We start from the raw sequence: 15278 nt of genomic DNA on the forward strand, positions 1-15278 counted from the left end.
GCGGCCCGTGATGCGCACCCGTGCGCCTTTTCCAGCGCCGCACGACGCCCCATATCCGTTGGCCAGATCCCGCACCCCAGATCCCGCACCGGAGACGCCCCCTTGCCCCTGTCCGATCTCGCCAACCTGCTGCCGAAGCGCTTTCGCCCCTCCGGCGTCACCGTGCCCGTTGTCAAGCTGGCCGGGGCGATCGGCATCTCGTCGCCGCTCCGGCCGGGCCTAACCTTCGAGGGCGTGGCCGAACCGCTGAAGCGGGCGTTCGCGGTGAAGAAGGCGCCCGCGGTGGCTTTGATCGTCAACTCGCCGGGCGGCTCGCCGGTGCAGTCGCGGCTGATCTTCAAGCGCATCCGCCAGCTCGCCGAGGAAAACGAGAAGCCGGTGCTGGTCTATGTCGAGGACGTCGCCGCCTCGGGCGGCTACATGATCGCCTGCGCCGGCGACGAGATCATCGCCGATCCCGCCTCCATCGTCGGCTCGATCGGCGTTGTCTCGGCCGGCTTCGGCTTCGACCGGGCGATCGAGCGCTTCGGCGTCGAGCGCCGCGTCTATACCGCCGGCAGCCGCAAGGCGGTGCTCGATCCGTTCCAGCCGGAGAACCCGGAGGACGTCGAGCACTTGAAAAGCCTGCAGCGCGAGGTGCACACCGGCTTCGTCGACCTCGTCCGCGAGCGGCGCGGCGCGCTGCTCTCGGAGAGCGAGGAGCTGTTCTCGGGCCTGTTCTGGACGGGCGAGACCGGCCGGGCGCTCGGCCTCGTCGATCGCCTCGGCGACATGCACTCGGACCTCCGCCGCCGCTTCGGCCCGGAGGTGACGCCGAAGATCTTCGGTCAGCCGCGCGGCTTCCTGCGCCGGCGCCTCGGCGCCGCCGCCAGCCTCACCCTGCCGACCGGCCTCGTATCGGCCGCGGAGATCGCCGCGATCCTCGAGGAACGGGCGCTCTACGCCCGCTACGGGCTCTGATCGGCCGCTGCCGGGCGGAACAAGACGTCCGATGGCGGGTTTTTCCATCGCGGCGGCGATCTGCCGCTTGCCGGATGTGAAACATTCGTGATCACATGCGGTTGTCTATTTGATTGTCGGTGCGGGCTGGCCGACCCATATCAGTCAGGTCGGTGGCGCGGGGTGCCGCCGGCCGCGTCCCGAGAGGGACTTGCGCAAAAAGGGGTTTTCGATGCCTCAGTTGGTTCTGCTCGCCGCCGCCGGTGCCGCTCTCTACGTCGCCATCCGTTTCATCGGCCGCGAGATGGAGCGTGTCAGCCAGGAAATGTCGGCGAAGCCTGTGCCGATCCCGGTGCGCCGCGCCGATGCGGTTCGCCTCGAGCGCGATCCCGAGACCGGCGTCTACCGCCCGCGCCGCTGAGGCGCGGCCGCCGGCCCTGTGGCCCGATTGGCGACACCGTGCAGTTGTCCGCGACACCGCGGCCGTCTCGCCTTGACCCTCGCCGCCCTGCCGCCTAGGTTCGCGCCGCTCCGCGCATGGTTGCGCGGACCTTGCTCGCGGACCTCATCATGACCAGCCTTTCCGCCACGCCGGATGTCTCCGACCCGCTCGACCCGCGCCGCTCGTTCCAGGGCCTGCTCCTGACGCTGCAGCGCTTCTGGGCCGGGCATGGCTGCGTCGTGCTGCAGCCCTACGACATGGAAGTCGGCGCCGGCACGTTCCACCCCGCGACGACGCTGCGCTCGCTCGGGCCGAAGCGCTGGAACGCCGCCTATGTGCAGCCTTCGCGCCGGCCGACCGACGGCCGCTATGGGGAAAACCCGAACCGGTTCCAGCACTACTACCAGTTCCAGGTCATCCTGAAGCCCTCCCCCGCCAACCTGCAGCAGCTCTACCTCGACAGCCTGACCGCGATCGGCATCGACCCGACGCTGCACGACATCCGCTTCGTCGAGGACGACTGGGAGAGCCCGACGCTGGGTGCCTGGGGTCTCGGCTGGGAGTGCTGGTGCGACGGCATGGAAGTGTCGCAGTTCACCTATTTCCAGCAGGTCGCCGGCCAGGAATGCAGCCCCGTCTCGGGCGAGCTCACCTACGGCCTCGAGCGCCTCGCGATGTACCTGCAGGGCGTCGACAACGGCTACGAGCTCAACTTCAACGGCCTCGACGGCGACGACAAGGTCACCTACGGCGACGTCTTCCACCAGGCCGAGGAAGAGTACTCGCGGCACAATTTCGAGTACGCCGATACCGACATGCTGAAGCGGCATTTCGAGGACGCGGAAAAGGAATGCCGGTCCCTGCTCGCGCAAGGCGCGGCCGCGGCGGGCGAGGATGCGCGTCACAAGTGCGTGCTGCCGGCCTACGACCAGTGCATCAAGGCGAGCCACCGCTTCAACCTGCTCGACGCCCGCGGCGTTATCTCCGTCACCGAACGCCAGAGCTACATCCTGCGCGTCCGCGAACTCGCGAAAGCCTGCGGCGAAGCCTGGGTGCGCACGGAGGCGGGCGGGGCGGCGTGATATAACGCTGAAAAGCGCGTCGCCCATGGCGACACGCCGATTGCCCAGTTGCGCATCTCGAAGTTGAAGCGGCTTACGCCGCGTCGGCGGTCCGGCCGCGGTTCGCGCGGAGCGCTTCCGCCCAGTCTTCCACCCAGTGCATCGCCTGCTCTTCGGGGATGCCGTAGCGGCGGGCGATGGTGGCGACGAGGGCTTCGCGGCTGCCGCAGGTGGCCTCGATGGTGGCGTAGGGCCACGTGGAGCGCTTGGCTCCGGTGCGGCCGCTCGGCTGGATCGATTGCATGGCATTTCTCCCTGGCCCGCCGCGTGCGTCGTCTGCTGCGACATTTTCGCGTTCTGGGGCATGCGCACGTCAAACCGCGATCGGGCGACGTTGTTCCGAGGATGGCGCAATAATTTTCAACGCGGATGACAGCGGCCACCGAAGCGACTAACACCGTCGCAAAATGCGGCGGCGCGCCGCATGTCTTCGTTCGGCCAGCGTTTCGGGACCGTCCCCATGCCAGATCTCCTCCTCGAACTCTTCTCCGAAGAGATTCCCGCCCGGATGCAGGCGAAGGCCGCCGAGGATCTGAAGGCGCTCGTCACCGGCGGCCTCGTCGAGGCCGGCCTCACCTACGAGGGCGCCAAGGCGTTCGCCACGCCGCGCCGCCTGGCGCTCACCGTGCACGGTCTCACCGCCCGCTCGCCGGACCTCGCCGAGGAGCGCAAGGGGCCGCGCGTCGGCTCGCCGGAGAAGGCGCTGGAGGGGTTCCTGAAGGGCGCGGGGCTCGGCTCGATCGCCGAGGCGCGCATCGTCTCCGACCCGAAGAAGGGCGACTTCTACGTCGCCGACATCAAGAAGCCCGGCCGCCCGGCCGAGGCGATCATTGCCGAGCTGGTGCCCTCCGTGGTGCGCGGCTTTCCCTGGCCGAAGTCGATGCGATGGGGCGCCGGAAGCTTGCGCTGGGTGCGGCCGCTGCACACGATCCTCTGCACCTTCGGCCCCGAGACCGAAGAACCGGAAATTGTCGACTTCGAGGTCGAGGGCATCCGCTCCGGCGACACCACGGCCGGCCACCGCTTCCTCAGCCCCGCGAGCTTTCGTGTGAAGCGCTTCGAGGACTACGTCACCGGCCTCGACAAGGCGAAGGTGGTGCTCGATCCCGCCCGCCGCCGCGACATCATCCTGCACGACGCCCGCGACCTCGCCTTTGCGAGCGGCCTCGAGCTCGTCGAGGACGACGGCCTGCTCGCCGAGGTCGCCGGCCTCGTCGAGTGGCCGGTGGTGCTGATGGGGTCGTTCGACGAGGCCTTCCTCGCGATCCCGCCCGAGGTGATCCGCGCGACGATCCGCGCCAACCAGAAGTGCTTCGTGCTGCGCGATCCGTCGACCGGCGGGCTCGCCAATCGCTTCCTGCTGACGGCGAACATCGCGGCGCGCGACGGCGGCCAGGTGATCGTCGCCGGCAACGAGCGCGTCATCCGCGCCCGGCTGTCGGACGCGAAGTTCTTCTATGAGCAGGATCTCGCCGCCAGCCTCGAATCGCGCCTGCCGAAGCTCGAAAAGATCACCTTCCACGAGAAGCTCGGCACCCAGGCGCAGCGCGTCGCCCGCATCGCGGCGCTTTCCCGCGAGATCGCCCCGCTGGTGGGCGCCGACCCGGACCTCGCCGAACGCGCGGCCAACCTCGCGAAGGCCGACCTCGTCACCGGCATGGTCGGCGAGTTCCCCGAACTGCAGGGCCTGATGGGCCGCTACTACGCCGCGGCGCAGGGCGAGGACCCCGCCGTCGCCGCCGCGATCGAGGAGCACTACAAGCCGCAAGGCCCCGGCGACCGCACCCCCACCGCCCCGGTCTCGATCGCGGTGGCGCTCGCCGACAAGCTCGACACGCTGACCGGCTTCTGGGCGATCGACGAGAAGCCGACGGGCAGCAAGGACCCCTATGCGCTCCGCCGCGCGGCGCTGGGCGTGATCCGGATCGTGCTGGAGAACGGCCTGCGGGTGGGGCTCATCTCGCTGTTCCTGCGGCGCGCCGGTTTCACCAACGCCATGGCCGCCGACCTTCTCGCCTTCTTCCACGACCGTCTCAAGGTCCAGCTTCGCGAACAGGGGGCGCGGCACGACCTCGTCGATGCGGTGCTGGCGGAGCAGGCCGCAGGGCGCAGCGCCCCCGCGACCGACGACCTCGTCCTCGTCGTGCGCCGGGTCGAGGCGCTCGGCGCGCTGCTCGCGACCGAGGACGGCGCGTCGCTGCTCGCCGGCTATCGCCGCGCGGCGAACATCCTGAAGGCCGAGGAGAAGAAGGACGGCGTCAGCTACGACGCGCTCGCCATCGACCACGCGCTGCTGGAGACGGCCGGGCTGCCGGAGGAACGGCGACTGGTCGACGTGCTGGGTGACGCGACCGGCCGGGCCGAGGCGCAGCTCGCGGCCGAGGATTTCGCCGGCGCCATGCGGGCGCTGGCCGACCTGCGCCCGGCGATCGACGCCTTCTTCGCGGCGGTGCTGGTCAACGCCGAGGATCCGGCGATCCGCCGCAACCGGCTGGCGATGCTGGCTGGGATTCGGGCCGCGTGTCACCTCGTCGCGGATTTTTCGCGGATCTCGGGGTGAGGTGGGGTGAGGCCCGTCGTGGGGCCTCCCCCCTCCCTGTCCCTCCCCCGCTTCGCAGGAGAGGGGACGATGGGCGATGGGGCGTTTGCAAAACGAAGACCGCGCCGAACCGAAAACCCGGTTCAACGGGCGGCCTAACCTCCTGCGTCCCCTCTCCTGCGAAGCGGGGGAGGGACAGGGAGGGGGGAAGCCACTCGGCACACCCCCCCACCAAGACCCCCTCACCCGATCTCCGCCACCACCCGTCCGCGCACCTTGCCCTCGACGATCGCCTGCGCCGTCGGGATCAGGTCGTCAAACCCGATCGTCGTGGTCATGGCGTTGAGCTTCGACCGGTCGAGGTCGCGGGCGAGGCGGGTCCAGGCTTCGACGCGTCTTTCGCGCGGCACGGTCACCGAGTTGATGCCGAGCAGCGACACGCCGCGCAGGATGAAGGGGGCGACGCTGGTCGGCAGGTCCATGCCGCCGGCGTTGCCGCAGGCGGCGACGGCGCCCTCGGCCATCGTCATCGACAGCACGTTGGCGAGCGTGGTGCCGCCGACGGAATCGATGCCGGCCGCCCAGCGCTCGGACCCGAGCAGCTTCGGCGCGCCGGAGAGCTCGGCGCGGTCCAGCACCTCCGCCGCGCCGAGCGACTTCAGGTACTCCGCCTCCTCGGCGCGGCCGGTGACGGCGGTGACCTGCCAGCCCTGGCCCGAGAGCAGCGACACCGCCACCGAGCCGACGCCGCCGGACGCGCCGGTGACGATCGCCGGCCCGGCCGCCGGGGTCACGCCGTGCGCCTCCAGCGCCAGCAGGCACAGCATCGCGGTGTAGCCGGCGGTGCCGATCGCCATCGTCTCGGCCGGAGTGAGCCCGTCGGGGGCGTGGATCAGCCAGTCGCCCTTGACGCGGGCGAGCCCGGCATAGGCGCCGTAGTGCACCTCGCCGACGCCCCAGCCGTTCAAGACGACGCGGTCGCCGGGCTTGAACACCGGATCGCTCGACGACACCACCTCGCCGGCGAAATCGATGCCCGGCACCATCGGCCAGCGCCGCACCACCGGCAGCTTGCCGGTGATCGCGAGGCCGTCCTTGTAGTTCACCGTGGTGTGGGTGACGCGCACGGTGACGTCGCCCTCCATCAGCTGCGATTCGTCGAGGTCGACGACGGAGACCGACTGCTTCTTGTCGGCGCCGCGTTCGACGAGAACGGCCTTGAAGCGCTGCATCGGAGGATCCTCCCGTTGGCTGTCGCCCGGCGGACGGCACGGCCTTGCCGCGCGCGCCGAGGGTCGCGGCACCATAGCCGATGCGGCCGGGGCGAGAAGCCCTCGGCGGGTCGCCTTTCGGCGGAGGGCCCCGGCGCGCCGCCCCTCCCCCGATCACCACCGCGTGATCGGCCGGGTCATCTTGCATCGCACCCGTCGCCGCTTAACCGGATTTCAAGGTTAACCATTCAAGTTCGAGGGACCTTCCCGCGCGGTCGGCAGGGCGGCATTGCCGCCGGCGACGGGAGAGGCTGGAGTCCCTCAGTGATGCGTATCCGGAGTTCCCTCGTCGGCCGGCGGCTGCGCCGGTTCGGGGCCGTCGGCCTCCTTGGTCTCAGCGCCGCGGTGCTGATGCCCTCCATCATCGCCCACCAGGATGCGGCGAGCCTGCTGCTGCGCGAGATCGACCCGTCGACGCGCTGGACGATGGCGATCACCGGAACCGCCGGCAGCTCGCTGCATGTCGCCTCGGGCATGATGGGCGAAGCGCGCGGCGCGGTCGCCACCATCGCGCGCGACACCGAGGGCGTCAGCGTCGTCATCGACGAGATCGACCCGATCGTCACCGGCTCGATCGGCCGCAAGGCGCGCGGGCTCGGCCAGGAGATCGAGGTGCTGCCCGACGAGGAGCGGCTCGACCGGACGCTGAAGGGCGACCTGCCGATGTCGATCACCACGCCGGCGACGCCGCAGGGGTTCTCGGCCGGCTCAATCTACGACGAGCATTCCCGTTTCGAGGTGCCGGTGCTCGACCCGCGCCTGCAGACCGCCTTTGCCGGCTCCGAGCGGCCGCTGTCGGTGCTCGCCGTCGGCCGCTTCATCGCGCCGCGCCAGGCGGCGCCCGTCGACGTCGCCGAACTCGAGCCGCTGCCGCCGCTCCCCGTCGCGCGCAAGGACGCGACGATGCTGGTCGCGGCGAGCTATCCGGTGCGCGCCCTGTCGGTGGAAGCCGGCGCCGCGGCGGAGGCGATGGTCGCCGCCTATGCGCCCGATAGCTCGATCATCGCGCAGGACGCCTTCGACGCCCTGTTCGCCGCGCCGCGCGGCAAGCCGGCGGTGCCGGAACTCACGGTGCGCCCGGGCGAGCACTGGTGGGCGAAGAACCCGCTGCCGTCGTCGATCCTCTCCACCGCCGAGCAGCGCTGCCTCACCGATGCGATCTATTTCGAAGCCCGCGGCGAACCCGAGCGCGGCCAGGTCGCCGTGGCGCAGGTGGTGCTCAACCGGGTGAAGAACCCCGCCTACCCCGAAACGGTGTGCGGCGTCGTCTACCAGAACAAGACGGTGCGCAACCGCTGCCAGTTCTCGTTCGCCTGCGACGGCATCGCCGACATCGTCTGGTCGCGCAGCGCCTGGCGCAAGGCGGAAAAGGTCGCCGACGACGTCGCGCACGGCCGGATATGGCTCGCCGACATCGGCACCGCCACCCACTATCACGCGACCTACGTGCGCCCGAACTGGGCCGGCGTGTTCCACCGCCAGGCGAAGATCGGCAAGCACATCTTCTATCAGACGATCAACGGCGGCTGGAGCTGATCCGGGCTGCGCCGGCGAGCTGCGGCGCCGCCGCCGCGGTGTTCCGCGGCCTCCGCCCCGTCGGTCCGGCCGGCCGTGCGCGGGGCCGTGGCTGTTTCACGCTGAAATGAAACGTGAAGCCGCAGCGCACCGCCGGGCACCCGGACCGGTTTTCCTCGCCGCACGAACCAGCTAACAGTGAGCGCGCCGCAGCAGGCGTGCTTCGCCGTGCCGCACCCATATGGCGGTGCTGCGATGAAGGCGGTGCTCGGATCGGCCGGGTTGGTTCGCCACCCGGCGTGACGGCGCCGAGACGACATGGAGACGACGATGGCTGAAACGCAGGGATTGATGGCAGGCAAGCGCGGGCTCGTCCTGGGCGTCGCGAACAACCGGTCGATCGCCTGGGGCATCGCCAAGGCGATCCACGGCCAGGGCGGCCTGGTGGGCCTGACCTATCAGGGCGACGCCCTGCGCAAACGCGTCGAGCCGCTGGCGGCCGAAATCGGCGGCCTCGTGGTCGGCCATTGCGACGTCACCGACACCGAGTCGGTCGACGCCTGCTTTGCCAAGGTCGAACAGGAGTGGGGGACGATCGATTTCCTCGTCCACGCTATCGCCTTTTCCGACAAGGACGAGCTCACCGGCCGCTACGTCGACACCAGCGCCGAGAACTTCTCCAAGACGATGCTGATCTCCTGCTATTCGCTGACCGCGGTCGCGCAGCGGGCGGAGAAGCTGATGCCGAACGGCGGCTCGATCGTCACCCTCACCTACTACGGCGCCGAGAAGGTGATGCCGCACTACAACGTCATGGGCGTCGCCAAGGCCGCGCTCGAGGCGAGCGTGCGCTACCTCGCGGTCGACCTCGGGCCGAGCAAGATCCGCGTCAACGCGATCTCGGCCGGCCCGATCAAGACGCTGGCGGCGTCGGGCATCGGCGACTTCCGCTATATCCTGAAGTGGAACGAGTACAACGCGCCGCTGCGCCGCACCGTCACCACCGACGAGGTCGGCGACGTCGGGCTTTACTTCTGCTCCGACCTGTCGCGCTCGGTGACCGGCGAAGTGCACCATGCCGACAGCGGCTACCACGTCGTCGGCATGAAGGCGGTCGACGCCCCCGACATCAGCGTCGTGAAGGACTGATGGACGCCCCCGTCGCCGCCGGCCGCTTCGGCCTGTCGCTGTTTCCGCATCGGTTGATCTTCATCCGCCACGGCGAGACCGACTGGAACGCCGGCCGGCGCTGGCAGGGCCGGACCGACATTCCGCTGAACGACACCGGCCGCGGCCAGGCGAAGCGCAACGGCGACATGCTGAAGGCGCATCTCGCCGACGCCGGGATCGCCGCCGCTGACCTCGTCTTCGTCGCCTCGCCGCTCGGCCGCGCATCGGAGACGATGGCGATCGTGCGCGCCGGCCTCGGCCTCGACCCGGACGACTTCCGCCGCGACGACCGGCTCGTCGAGCTCTCGTTCGGCGACTGGGAAGGCCGCACGATGGACGACCTCGAGGCGACCGAGGCTGACAGCCTCGCCGCCCGCGCCCGCGACCCGTTCTTCTTCCGCCCGCCCGGCGGCGAGACCTACGGCGAACTCGTCGACCGCGTCGCCGAAGCCCTCGCCGACCTTCCCGGCCCCGCCGTCATGGTCGGCCACGGCGGCATCAGCCGCGGCCTGCGCATCCTGCTCGAGCGCGCCGACCCGGCGGAGATGGTCGGCCATCCGGTGCCGCAGGACCGGTTCTATGTGTGGGAAGACGGAGCGGCGCGCTGGGTGTGACCTTCGCGTTCGGGTTCCATGTGGCGGGTTCGGCACAAGGAGGCCGAGCGCCGGTGGAAACCGTCTGGCCTCGCCGTCGAGGATGAAGTGTTGCGTCCGGGTGACACACCGATCCCGCGAGCAATCAGAAGTAGAAAATCGATTGCCGCTTCGCATCGGCTCGCAAATAGTCGGCCCGCACCGTTTTCGCGGATTGGAAGCGGCCGGAAGATGCCAGAGCCCTGTCAGTTTTCGACAGGGACCGGCGCCCCTCCCGTCCTCGCGCCAGCCAAAGGTGCTTTCGGGGGGTTCCATATGCATTTTACCAGGATCGCCACGGCTCTCGTGGCGGCTTCGCTCGTTTCCGCGTGCGCGACCACGCATGGCGGCGACGCGCCGATCAAGGTCGAGGCCAACGACTTTCACGCCATTTCGATGATGGTGTGGCACCCGAGCACGTGCGCCGCCGGCGCGCTCGCCGAAGTGCGCGTGACCGAGGAGCCGAAGCATGGTGAGATCATCGTCACCAAGCTGCCGCTGACGCAGGACAACCCGAGCAAGACCTGCTTCAACAAGGATATCCTCGCCCGCGTCATCATCTACAAGCCGAACAAGGACTATCGCGGCCCCGACAGTTTCGCGATCAAGTATTCGCGCCAGCTCGACGACCGCGACATGCGCAAGGGCTGGTCGTCCGACCGCTTCGAGGTCATCGTCGAATGAGTCGCCCGCGCGCCGGGTTCCGGTTGTCGGGGCTTGGCGCGCGGACCGCGGCCCTCCTCGCGGCCCGCTAGACCGGCAGCTTCGTCGTCCGCTTCACCGTCCTCAGCGTCAGGGTCGATTGCACGCGGACGACCCCCGGCAGCGGCGTCAGGATCTCGGTGTGAATGCGCTCGAGGTCGCGGGCGTCGTGGTAGACGATGCGCAGCAGGTAGTCGTGCTGGCCGGCGAGAAGGTAGCACTCGGTGATTTCCGGCACGTGGCGGATCGCCTGTTCGAAGGTGTCGAGCGCCTTGCGGCCCTGGCTGTCGAGGGTGACCGAGACATAGGCCGTGCCGGGCACGCCGGCGAGGCGCGGGTCGAGCAGCGCCACGGTCTTCGCGATCAGCCCGCTCTCTTCCAGCAGCCGCATGCGGCGCAGGCACGCCGATGGCGACAGGTTGACGCCGGCGGCGAGGTCGGCGTTGGAGATGCGGCCATCCTCCTGCAGGGCGTTCAGGATGGCGCGGTCACGCGAATCGAGCTGCATCGTCGAACTTCCTGCGAAGAATCCGCCCCTTTATCGCATAAAATTCGAATTCCGTGATCCCTGCCGGCTCGGATCGGCAGGAAATTGCGCCGATCCCGCGTGATCCTGATCGCCTTAAAAAAAGTGCGGCAGGGGGCCGTTCCGGCAGACACGTCCAACAGGACGGCGGTCCGGCACGGCGAGCGAGGAGGACATCATGCGCATCGGTGTGCCGAAGGAAATCAAGGATCACGAGGGCCGCGTCGGCCTGGTGCCGACCAGCGTCGCCGAGCTCGTCGCGCACGGGCACGAGCTGTTCGTCGAGGCCGGCGCCGGGCGCGGCATCGGCGCGACCGACGCCGCCTATGTCGCCGCCGGGGCGCGCATCCTCGCCGGCGCCGACGAGGTGTTCGCCGTCGCCGACATGATCGTCAAGGTGAAGGAGCCGCAGGCGGCGGAGCGCGCGCGGCTGCGCGACGGCCAGATCCTGTTCACCTACCTGCATCTCGCGCCCGATCCGGTGCAGGCGCGCGAGTTGCTGGCGTCGGGCGCCACCTGCATCGCCTACGAGACCGTGACGAGCGCGGCGGGCGCGCTGCCGCTGCTCGCGCCGATGTCGGAGGTCGCCGGCCGCATGGCGCCGCAGGCGGGGGCGCACTGCCTCGAGAACGCGTCCGGCGGCATGGGTGTGCTGCTCGGCGGCGTGCCGGGCGTGCTGCCGGCCCAGGTGGTGATCCTCGGCGGCGGCGTCGCGGGCACCAACGCCGCCCACATCGCGATCGGCCTCGGCGCCGACGTCACCGTGGTCGACCGCTCGCTCGACGTGCTGCGCCGCCAGGTCGCGACCTTCGGCAGCTGCGTCAAGACCGCCCACGCCAACCGCGAGATCGTCGGCGACCTCGTCACGCGCGCCGACCTCGTCATCTCGACGGTGCTGGTGCCGGGCGCGGCGGCGCCGAAGCTGATCTCGCGGGCGATGGTGTCGGCGATGAAGCCCGGCTCGGTGATCGTCGACGTCGCCATCGACCAGGGCGGCGCGGCCGAAACCTCGCGCGCGACGACCCATTCGCAGCCGACCTATGTCGTAGACGGCATCATCCACTACTGCGTCGCCAACATGCCGGGCGGTGTCGCGCGCACCTCGGCGCAGGCGCTGAACAACGCCACCCTGCCCTTCGTGCTGGCCCTCGCCGACAAGGGCTGGCGGCAGGCGCTGGCCGACGATCCGCATCTCGCGAACGGTCTCAACGTCCACGCCGGCCGCATCACCAACGCCGCCGTCGCCGAGGCGCTGGGCGAGACCTTCCTCGCGCCGGTGCGGGCGCTGGCGGCCTGAAATCCGCGATCGGGGCGGCGCGCCGCCCCGTCGCCACCCCTATCGCCGCTACCTCGCCCGCCGCCTGAGCGTCGCCTGCGCGGCGGAGAGGCGGGCGATGGGCACGCGGAAGGGCGAGCAGGAGACGTAGTCGAGGCCGAGCTCCTCGCAGAAGTCGATCGAATCCGGGTCGCCGCCGTGCTCGCCGCAGATGCCGAGCTTGATGTCGGGCCGCGCCATGCGGCCGCGCGCGACACCGGTCTCGACCAGTTCGCCGACGCCGCCGCGGTCGAGGGTGACGAAGGGGTCGAACTTCAGGATGCCCTTCTGGCCATAGTGCTGCAGGAAGCCGCCGGCGTCGTCGCGGCTGATGCCGAAGGTGGTCTGGGTCAGGTCGTTGGTGCCGAAGGAGAAGAACTCGGCCGATTCGGCGATCTCGCGCGCCATCAGGCAGGCGCGCGGCAGTTCGATCATCGTGCCGACCTGATAGCGGAAGCGGCGGCCGGTTTCGGCCATCACGGCGGCCGCGACGGCGTCGATGCGGGCTTTCAGGAAGTCGAGTTCGGCGCGGGCGGCGACCAGCGGCACCATGATTTCCGGGATGATCGGCGCGCCGGTGGACCGTCCGGCGATCAGGGCGGCCTCGAAGATCGCGCGCGCCTGCATTTCCGCGACCTCCGGATAGGAGATCAGCAGGCGGCAGCCGCGGTGGCCGAGCATCGGGTTGAACTCGCTCAGCGCCTTCAGCCGCTCGGCGAGGCGTTCGGGCTCGAGCCCGAGCGTCGCGGCGACGGTGTCGATCTCGGCCGGGTCCTGCGGCAGGAACTCGTGGAACGGCGGATCGAGCAGGCGGATCGTCACCGGCCGGCCGTGCATGATCTCGAACAGCTCGGTGAAGTCGCGCCGCTGCATCGGCAAGAGCTTGGCGAGCGCCGCGCGGCGGCCTTCCTCGGTTTCGGCGAGGATCATCTCGCGCATCGGCAGGATGCGGCCGTCGTCGAAGAACATGTGCTCGGTGCGGCAGAGGCCGATGCCGTCGGCGCCGAACGCCCGGGCGGCGCGCGCCTCCGACGGCGTCTCGGCATTGGCGCGCACCTTCATGCGGCGGATCTCGTCGGCCCAGCCCATCAGCGTCGCAAACGCCCCCGACAGCTCCGGCTCGCGCATCGGCACGAGGCCGGCCATCACCTGGCCGGTGGTGCCGTCGATGGTGATGGTGTCGCCGTCGCCGAAGACGCGGCCCGATGCCTTCAGCGTCCGGGCCTTCGGATCGATGCGGATCGAGCCGACGCCGGCGACGCAGGGCTTGCCCATGCCGCGGGCGACAACGGCGGCGTGGCTGGTCATGCCGCCGCGGGTGGTGAGCACGCCCGCGGCGGCGTGCATGCCGTGGATGTCCTCGGGGCTGGTCTCGGTGCGCGCGAGGATGACGTCGTGGCCTTCCGAGCGCAGCCGCTCGGCCTCCTCGGCGGTGAAGGCGATGCGGCCGGCGGCGGCGCCCGGCGAGGCCGGCAGGCCGGCGGCGATGACGTCGCGCGGGGCGCACTCGTCGAGGGTCGGGTGCAGCAGCTGGTCGAGCGACGCCGGCTCGATGCGGGCGACGGCGTCGTCGGGCAGGATCAGCCCCTCGTCGGCCATCTCGACGGCGATGCGCAGCGCCGCCTCGGCCGTGCGCTTGCCGCCGCGCGTCTGCAGCATGAACAGCCGGCCGCGTTCGATGGTGAACTCGACGTCCTGCATGTCGCGGTAGTGGCGCTCGAGCCGGTCGCAGATGGCGCGGAACTCGGCGAAGAGCTCCGGCATCAGCTGTTCCAGCGACGGCGCGTCGGAGCCGGCCGCCGCGGCGCCGGAGCGGGTGAGGTACTGCGGCGTGCGCAAGCCGGAGACAACGTCCTCGCCTTGGGCATTGATCAGGAACTCGCCGTAGAGCGCCCGCTCGCCGGTGGACGGATTGCGGGTGAAGGCGACGCCGGTCGCCGAGGTGGTGCCCATGTTGCCGAACACCATCGCCTGCACGCTGACGGCGGTGCCCCAATCGTCGGGGATGTTGTGCAGGCGGCGGTAGGTGACGGCGCGCGGGTTGAGCCAGGAGCCGAACACGGCGCCGATCGCGCCCCAGAGCTGCTCGCCGGGGTCCTGCGGGAACGGCCGGTCGGTCGCCTCGGCGACGATCTCCTTGAAGCGGTCGACCAGTGTCGCGAGGTCGCTGGCCGACAGGTCGGTGTCGAGCAGGTAGCCGGCCTCGTCCTTGTAGGACTCCAGTTCCTCCTCGAAGGCGTCGTGGTCGACGCCGAGCACGACGTCGGCGTACATCTGGATAAAGCGGCGATAGCTGTCCCAGGCGAAGCGCTCGTCGCCCGCCTCGCGGGCGAGGCCGTCGACCGTGGCGTCGCTGAGGCCCAGGTTGAGCACGGTGTCGAGCATGCCGGGCATCGAGGCGCGCGAGCCGGAGCGCACCGAGACGAGCAGCGGATGGAGCGGGTCGCCGAAGCCGCGGCCCGTCGCCGCCTCGAGCCGGGCGAGCGAGTCGCGCACCTGACCGATCAGCCCCGGCGGATAGGAGCGGCCGTTGCGATAGTACCAGTGGCAGACGTCGGTGGTGATCGTGAACCCCGGTGGCACGGGCAGGCCGAGCCGGTCCATCTCGGCAAGGTTCGCGCCCTTGCCGCCGAGCAGCGCCTGCATGCCGGCGTCGCCGTCGGCCGAGCCGTTCCCGAAGCCGTAGACCCATCGCGGCATCGTCATCCTCCCGCGCCGGCCTTGTCGCCGGCTTCCCGAACCGGTCGGACCGGGCTTCCCCGTCGCCCGCGGGGCCGGCGATCGTCCGCACCGGACGCCGCCCGCCACCCTCCGACCGCTGGCCAACGGTTGTGGCGCGTCGGCATGGTGCAGTGCAAGGGCTTTGAGGTCCAAGCTGTTGCCTGCGCCTGCCGCGGGCGGGCCGGCGCGGATGGTGCGGCGCTTGAAGCGGGGCGCGAATGCGTCCATGTTCGGCCGAATCCGGCCGGGCGGCTGGGGATACGGCGCCGACGGCCTCGATATCGGCGTGTTTGGCGCCATATCTTGCCCCTGTGCAGCCGGGTCGCCGCGACGCACGGGCGAATGGTGTCCGGCGCGGCGCGTGGCCCGGAGCGGACCCGCCAAG

Annotated in this window: 13 protein-coding genes; 9 read left to right on the forward strand and 4 right to left on the reverse strand. The window is 70.4% G+C overall.

Annotated features, from left to right (window positions below; all coding sequences use genetic code 11):
- The first annotated feature begins 102 nt into the window (after nt 1-102).
- The 3 genes from I5731_RS09865 (at nt 103) to I5731_RS09875 (ending at nt 2463) form a co-directional block, all read left to right on the forward strand.
- A complete protein-coding gene (locus I5731_RS09865; protein WP_197311219.1) occupies nt 103-960 on the forward strand; it encodes a S49 family peptidase in 858 nt (285 codons plus the stop codon).
- 211 nt (nt 961-1171) lie between these two features.
- Nucleotides 1172-1360: a hypothetical protein gene (locus I5731_RS09870; RefSeq protein ID WP_197311220.1), complete on the forward strand. Its 189-nt coding sequence runs from the start codon at nt 1172-1174 to the stop codon at nt 1358-1360.
- A gap of 149 nt (nt 1361-1509) precedes the next feature.
- Complete coding sequence (locus I5731_RS09875; protein WP_197311221.1) at nt 1510-2463, forward strand: glycine--tRNA ligase subunit alpha; 954 nt, start codon at nt 1510-1512, stop codon at nt 2461-2463.
- Between the two features lie 73 nt (nt 2464-2536).
- On the opposite strand, the gene I5731_RS09880 is transcribed toward I5731_RS09875, so the two are convergent.
- A complete protein-coding gene (locus I5731_RS09880) occupies nt 2537-2746 on the reverse strand; it encodes a hypothetical protein (protein WP_197311222.1) in 210 nt (69 codons plus the stop codon).
- A gap of 216 nt (nt 2747-2962) precedes the next feature.
- Between I5731_RS09880 and glyS the strand changes: the two genes are divergently transcribed.
- On the forward strand, nt 2963-5062 hold the full coding sequence (gene glyS, locus I5731_RS09885; RefSeq protein WP_197311223.1) for a glycine--tRNA ligase subunit beta: 2100 nt from the start codon (nt 2963-2965) through the stop codon (nt 5060-5062).
- A gap of 221 nt (nt 5063-5283) precedes the next feature.
- On the opposite strand, the gene acuI is transcribed toward glyS, so the two are convergent.
- Nucleotides 5284-6273, reverse strand: a complete 990-nt coding sequence (gene acuI, locus I5731_RS09890; protein WP_197311224.1) for an acrylyl-CoA reductase (NADPH) — start codon at nt 6271-6273, stop codon at nt 5284-5286.
- Between the two features lie 306 nt (nt 6274-6579).
- On the opposite strand from acuI, the gene I5731_RS09895 reads away from it, so the two are divergent.
- The 4 genes from I5731_RS09895 (at nt 6580) to I5731_RS09910 (ending at nt 10313) form a co-directional block, all read left to right on the forward strand.
- Entirely contained in the window at nt 6580-7848 is a 1269-nt protein-coding gene (locus I5731_RS09895) for a cell wall hydrolase (protein WP_197311225.1), read from the forward strand.
- 309 nt (nt 7849-8157) lie between these two features.
- Complete coding sequence (gene fabI / locus I5731_RS09900; protein ID WP_197311226.1) at nt 8158-8976, forward strand: enoyl-ACP reductase FabI; 819 nt, start codon at nt 8158-8160, stop codon at nt 8974-8976.
- Nucleotides 8976-9611: a histidine phosphatase family protein gene (locus tag I5731_RS09905; RefSeq protein ID WP_197311227.1), complete on the forward strand. Its 636-nt coding sequence runs from the start codon at nt 8976-8978 to the stop codon at nt 9609-9611. Before fabI ends, I5731_RS09905 begins: the two co-directional genes overlap by 1 nt.
- A gap of 324 nt (nt 9612-9935) precedes the next feature.
- Nucleotides 9936-10313, forward strand: coding sequence for a hypothetical protein (locus I5731_RS09910; protein ID WP_197311228.1), 378 nt, complete (start codon nt 9936-9938; stop codon nt 10311-10313).
- 67 nt (nt 10314-10380) lie between these two features.
- Here I5731_RS09910 and I5731_RS09915 read toward each other — a convergent pair whose 3' ends face one another.
- Nucleotides 10381-10839, reverse strand: a complete 459-nt coding sequence (locus I5731_RS09915; RefSeq protein WP_197311229.1) for an Lrp/AsnC family transcriptional regulator — start codon at nt 10837-10839, stop codon at nt 10381-10383.
- Nucleotides 10840-11035: 196 nt separating this feature from the next.
- Here I5731_RS09915 and ald point away from each other — a divergent pair, with 196 nt between their 5' ends.
- Nucleotides 11036-12154, forward strand: a complete 1119-nt coding sequence (ald, locus tag I5731_RS09920) for an alanine dehydrogenase (protein WP_197311230.1) — start codon at nt 11036-11038, stop codon at nt 12152-12154.
- A gap of 48 nt (nt 12155-12202) precedes the next feature.
- On the opposite strand, the gene ppdK is transcribed toward ald, so the two are convergent.
- The gene (gene ppdK, locus I5731_RS09925; RefSeq protein ID WP_197311231.1) at nt 12203-14872 is read right to left on the reverse strand and encodes a pyruvate, phosphate dikinase; all 2670 of its coding nucleotides are present in this window, start codon (nt 14870-14872) and stop codon (nt 12203-12205) included.
- Nucleotides 14873-15278 lie beyond the last annotated feature (406 nt).

Origin of the sequence: Methylobrevis albus (genome assembly GCF_015904235.1) — a bacterium.
In the GTDB taxonomy this organism is placed as follows: domain Bacteria; phylum Pseudomonadota; class Alphaproteobacteria; order Rhizobiales; family Pleomorphomonadaceae; genus Methylobrevis_A; species Methylobrevis_A albus.

Bases quoted from the DNA above. Each gene is read 5' to 3' on its own strand.
- I5731_RS09880 (WP_197311222.1), bottom strand. From the start codon at position 2,746: ATGCAATCGATCCAGCCGAGCGGCCGCACCGGAGCCAAGCGCTCCACG.
- glyS (WP_197311223.1), top strand. From the start codon at position 2,963: ATGCCAGATCTCCTCCTCGAACTCTTCTCCGAAGAGATTCCCGCCCGG.
- I5731_RS09915 (WP_197311229.1), bottom strand. From the start codon at position 10,839: ATGCAGCTCGATTCGCGTGACCGCGCCATCCTGAACGCCCTGCAGGAG.
- I5731_RS09905 (WP_197311227.1), top strand. From the start codon at position 8,976: ATGGACGCCCCCGTCGCCGCCGGCCGCTTCGGCCTGTCGCTGTTTCCG.
- ppdK (WP_197311231.1), bottom strand. From the start codon at position 14,872: ATGCCGCGATGGGTCTACGGCTTCGGGAACGGCTCGGCCGACGGCGAC.
- ald (WP_197311230.1), top strand. From the start codon at position 11,036: ATGCGCATCGGTGTGCCGAAGGAAATCAAGGATCACGAGGGCCGCGTC.
- fabI (WP_197311226.1), top strand. From the start codon at position 8,158: ATGGCTGAAACGCAGGGATTGATGGCAGGCAAGCGCGGGCTCGTCCTG.
- I5731_RS09895 (WP_197311225.1), top strand. From the start codon at position 6,580: ATGCGTATCCGGAGTTCCCTCGTCGGCCGGCGGCTGCGCCGGTTCGGG.
- I5731_RS09875 (WP_197311221.1), top strand. From the start codon at position 1,510: ATGACCAGCCTTTCCGCCACGCCGGATGTCTCCGACCCGCTCGACCCG.
- acuI (WP_197311224.1), bottom strand. From the start codon at position 6,273: ATGCAGCGCTTCAAGGCCGTTCTCGTCGAACGCGGCGCCGACAAGAAG.
- I5731_RS09870 (WP_197311220.1), top strand. From the start codon at position 1,172: ATGCCTCAGTTGGTTCTGCTCGCCGCCGCCGGTGCCGCTCTCTACGTC.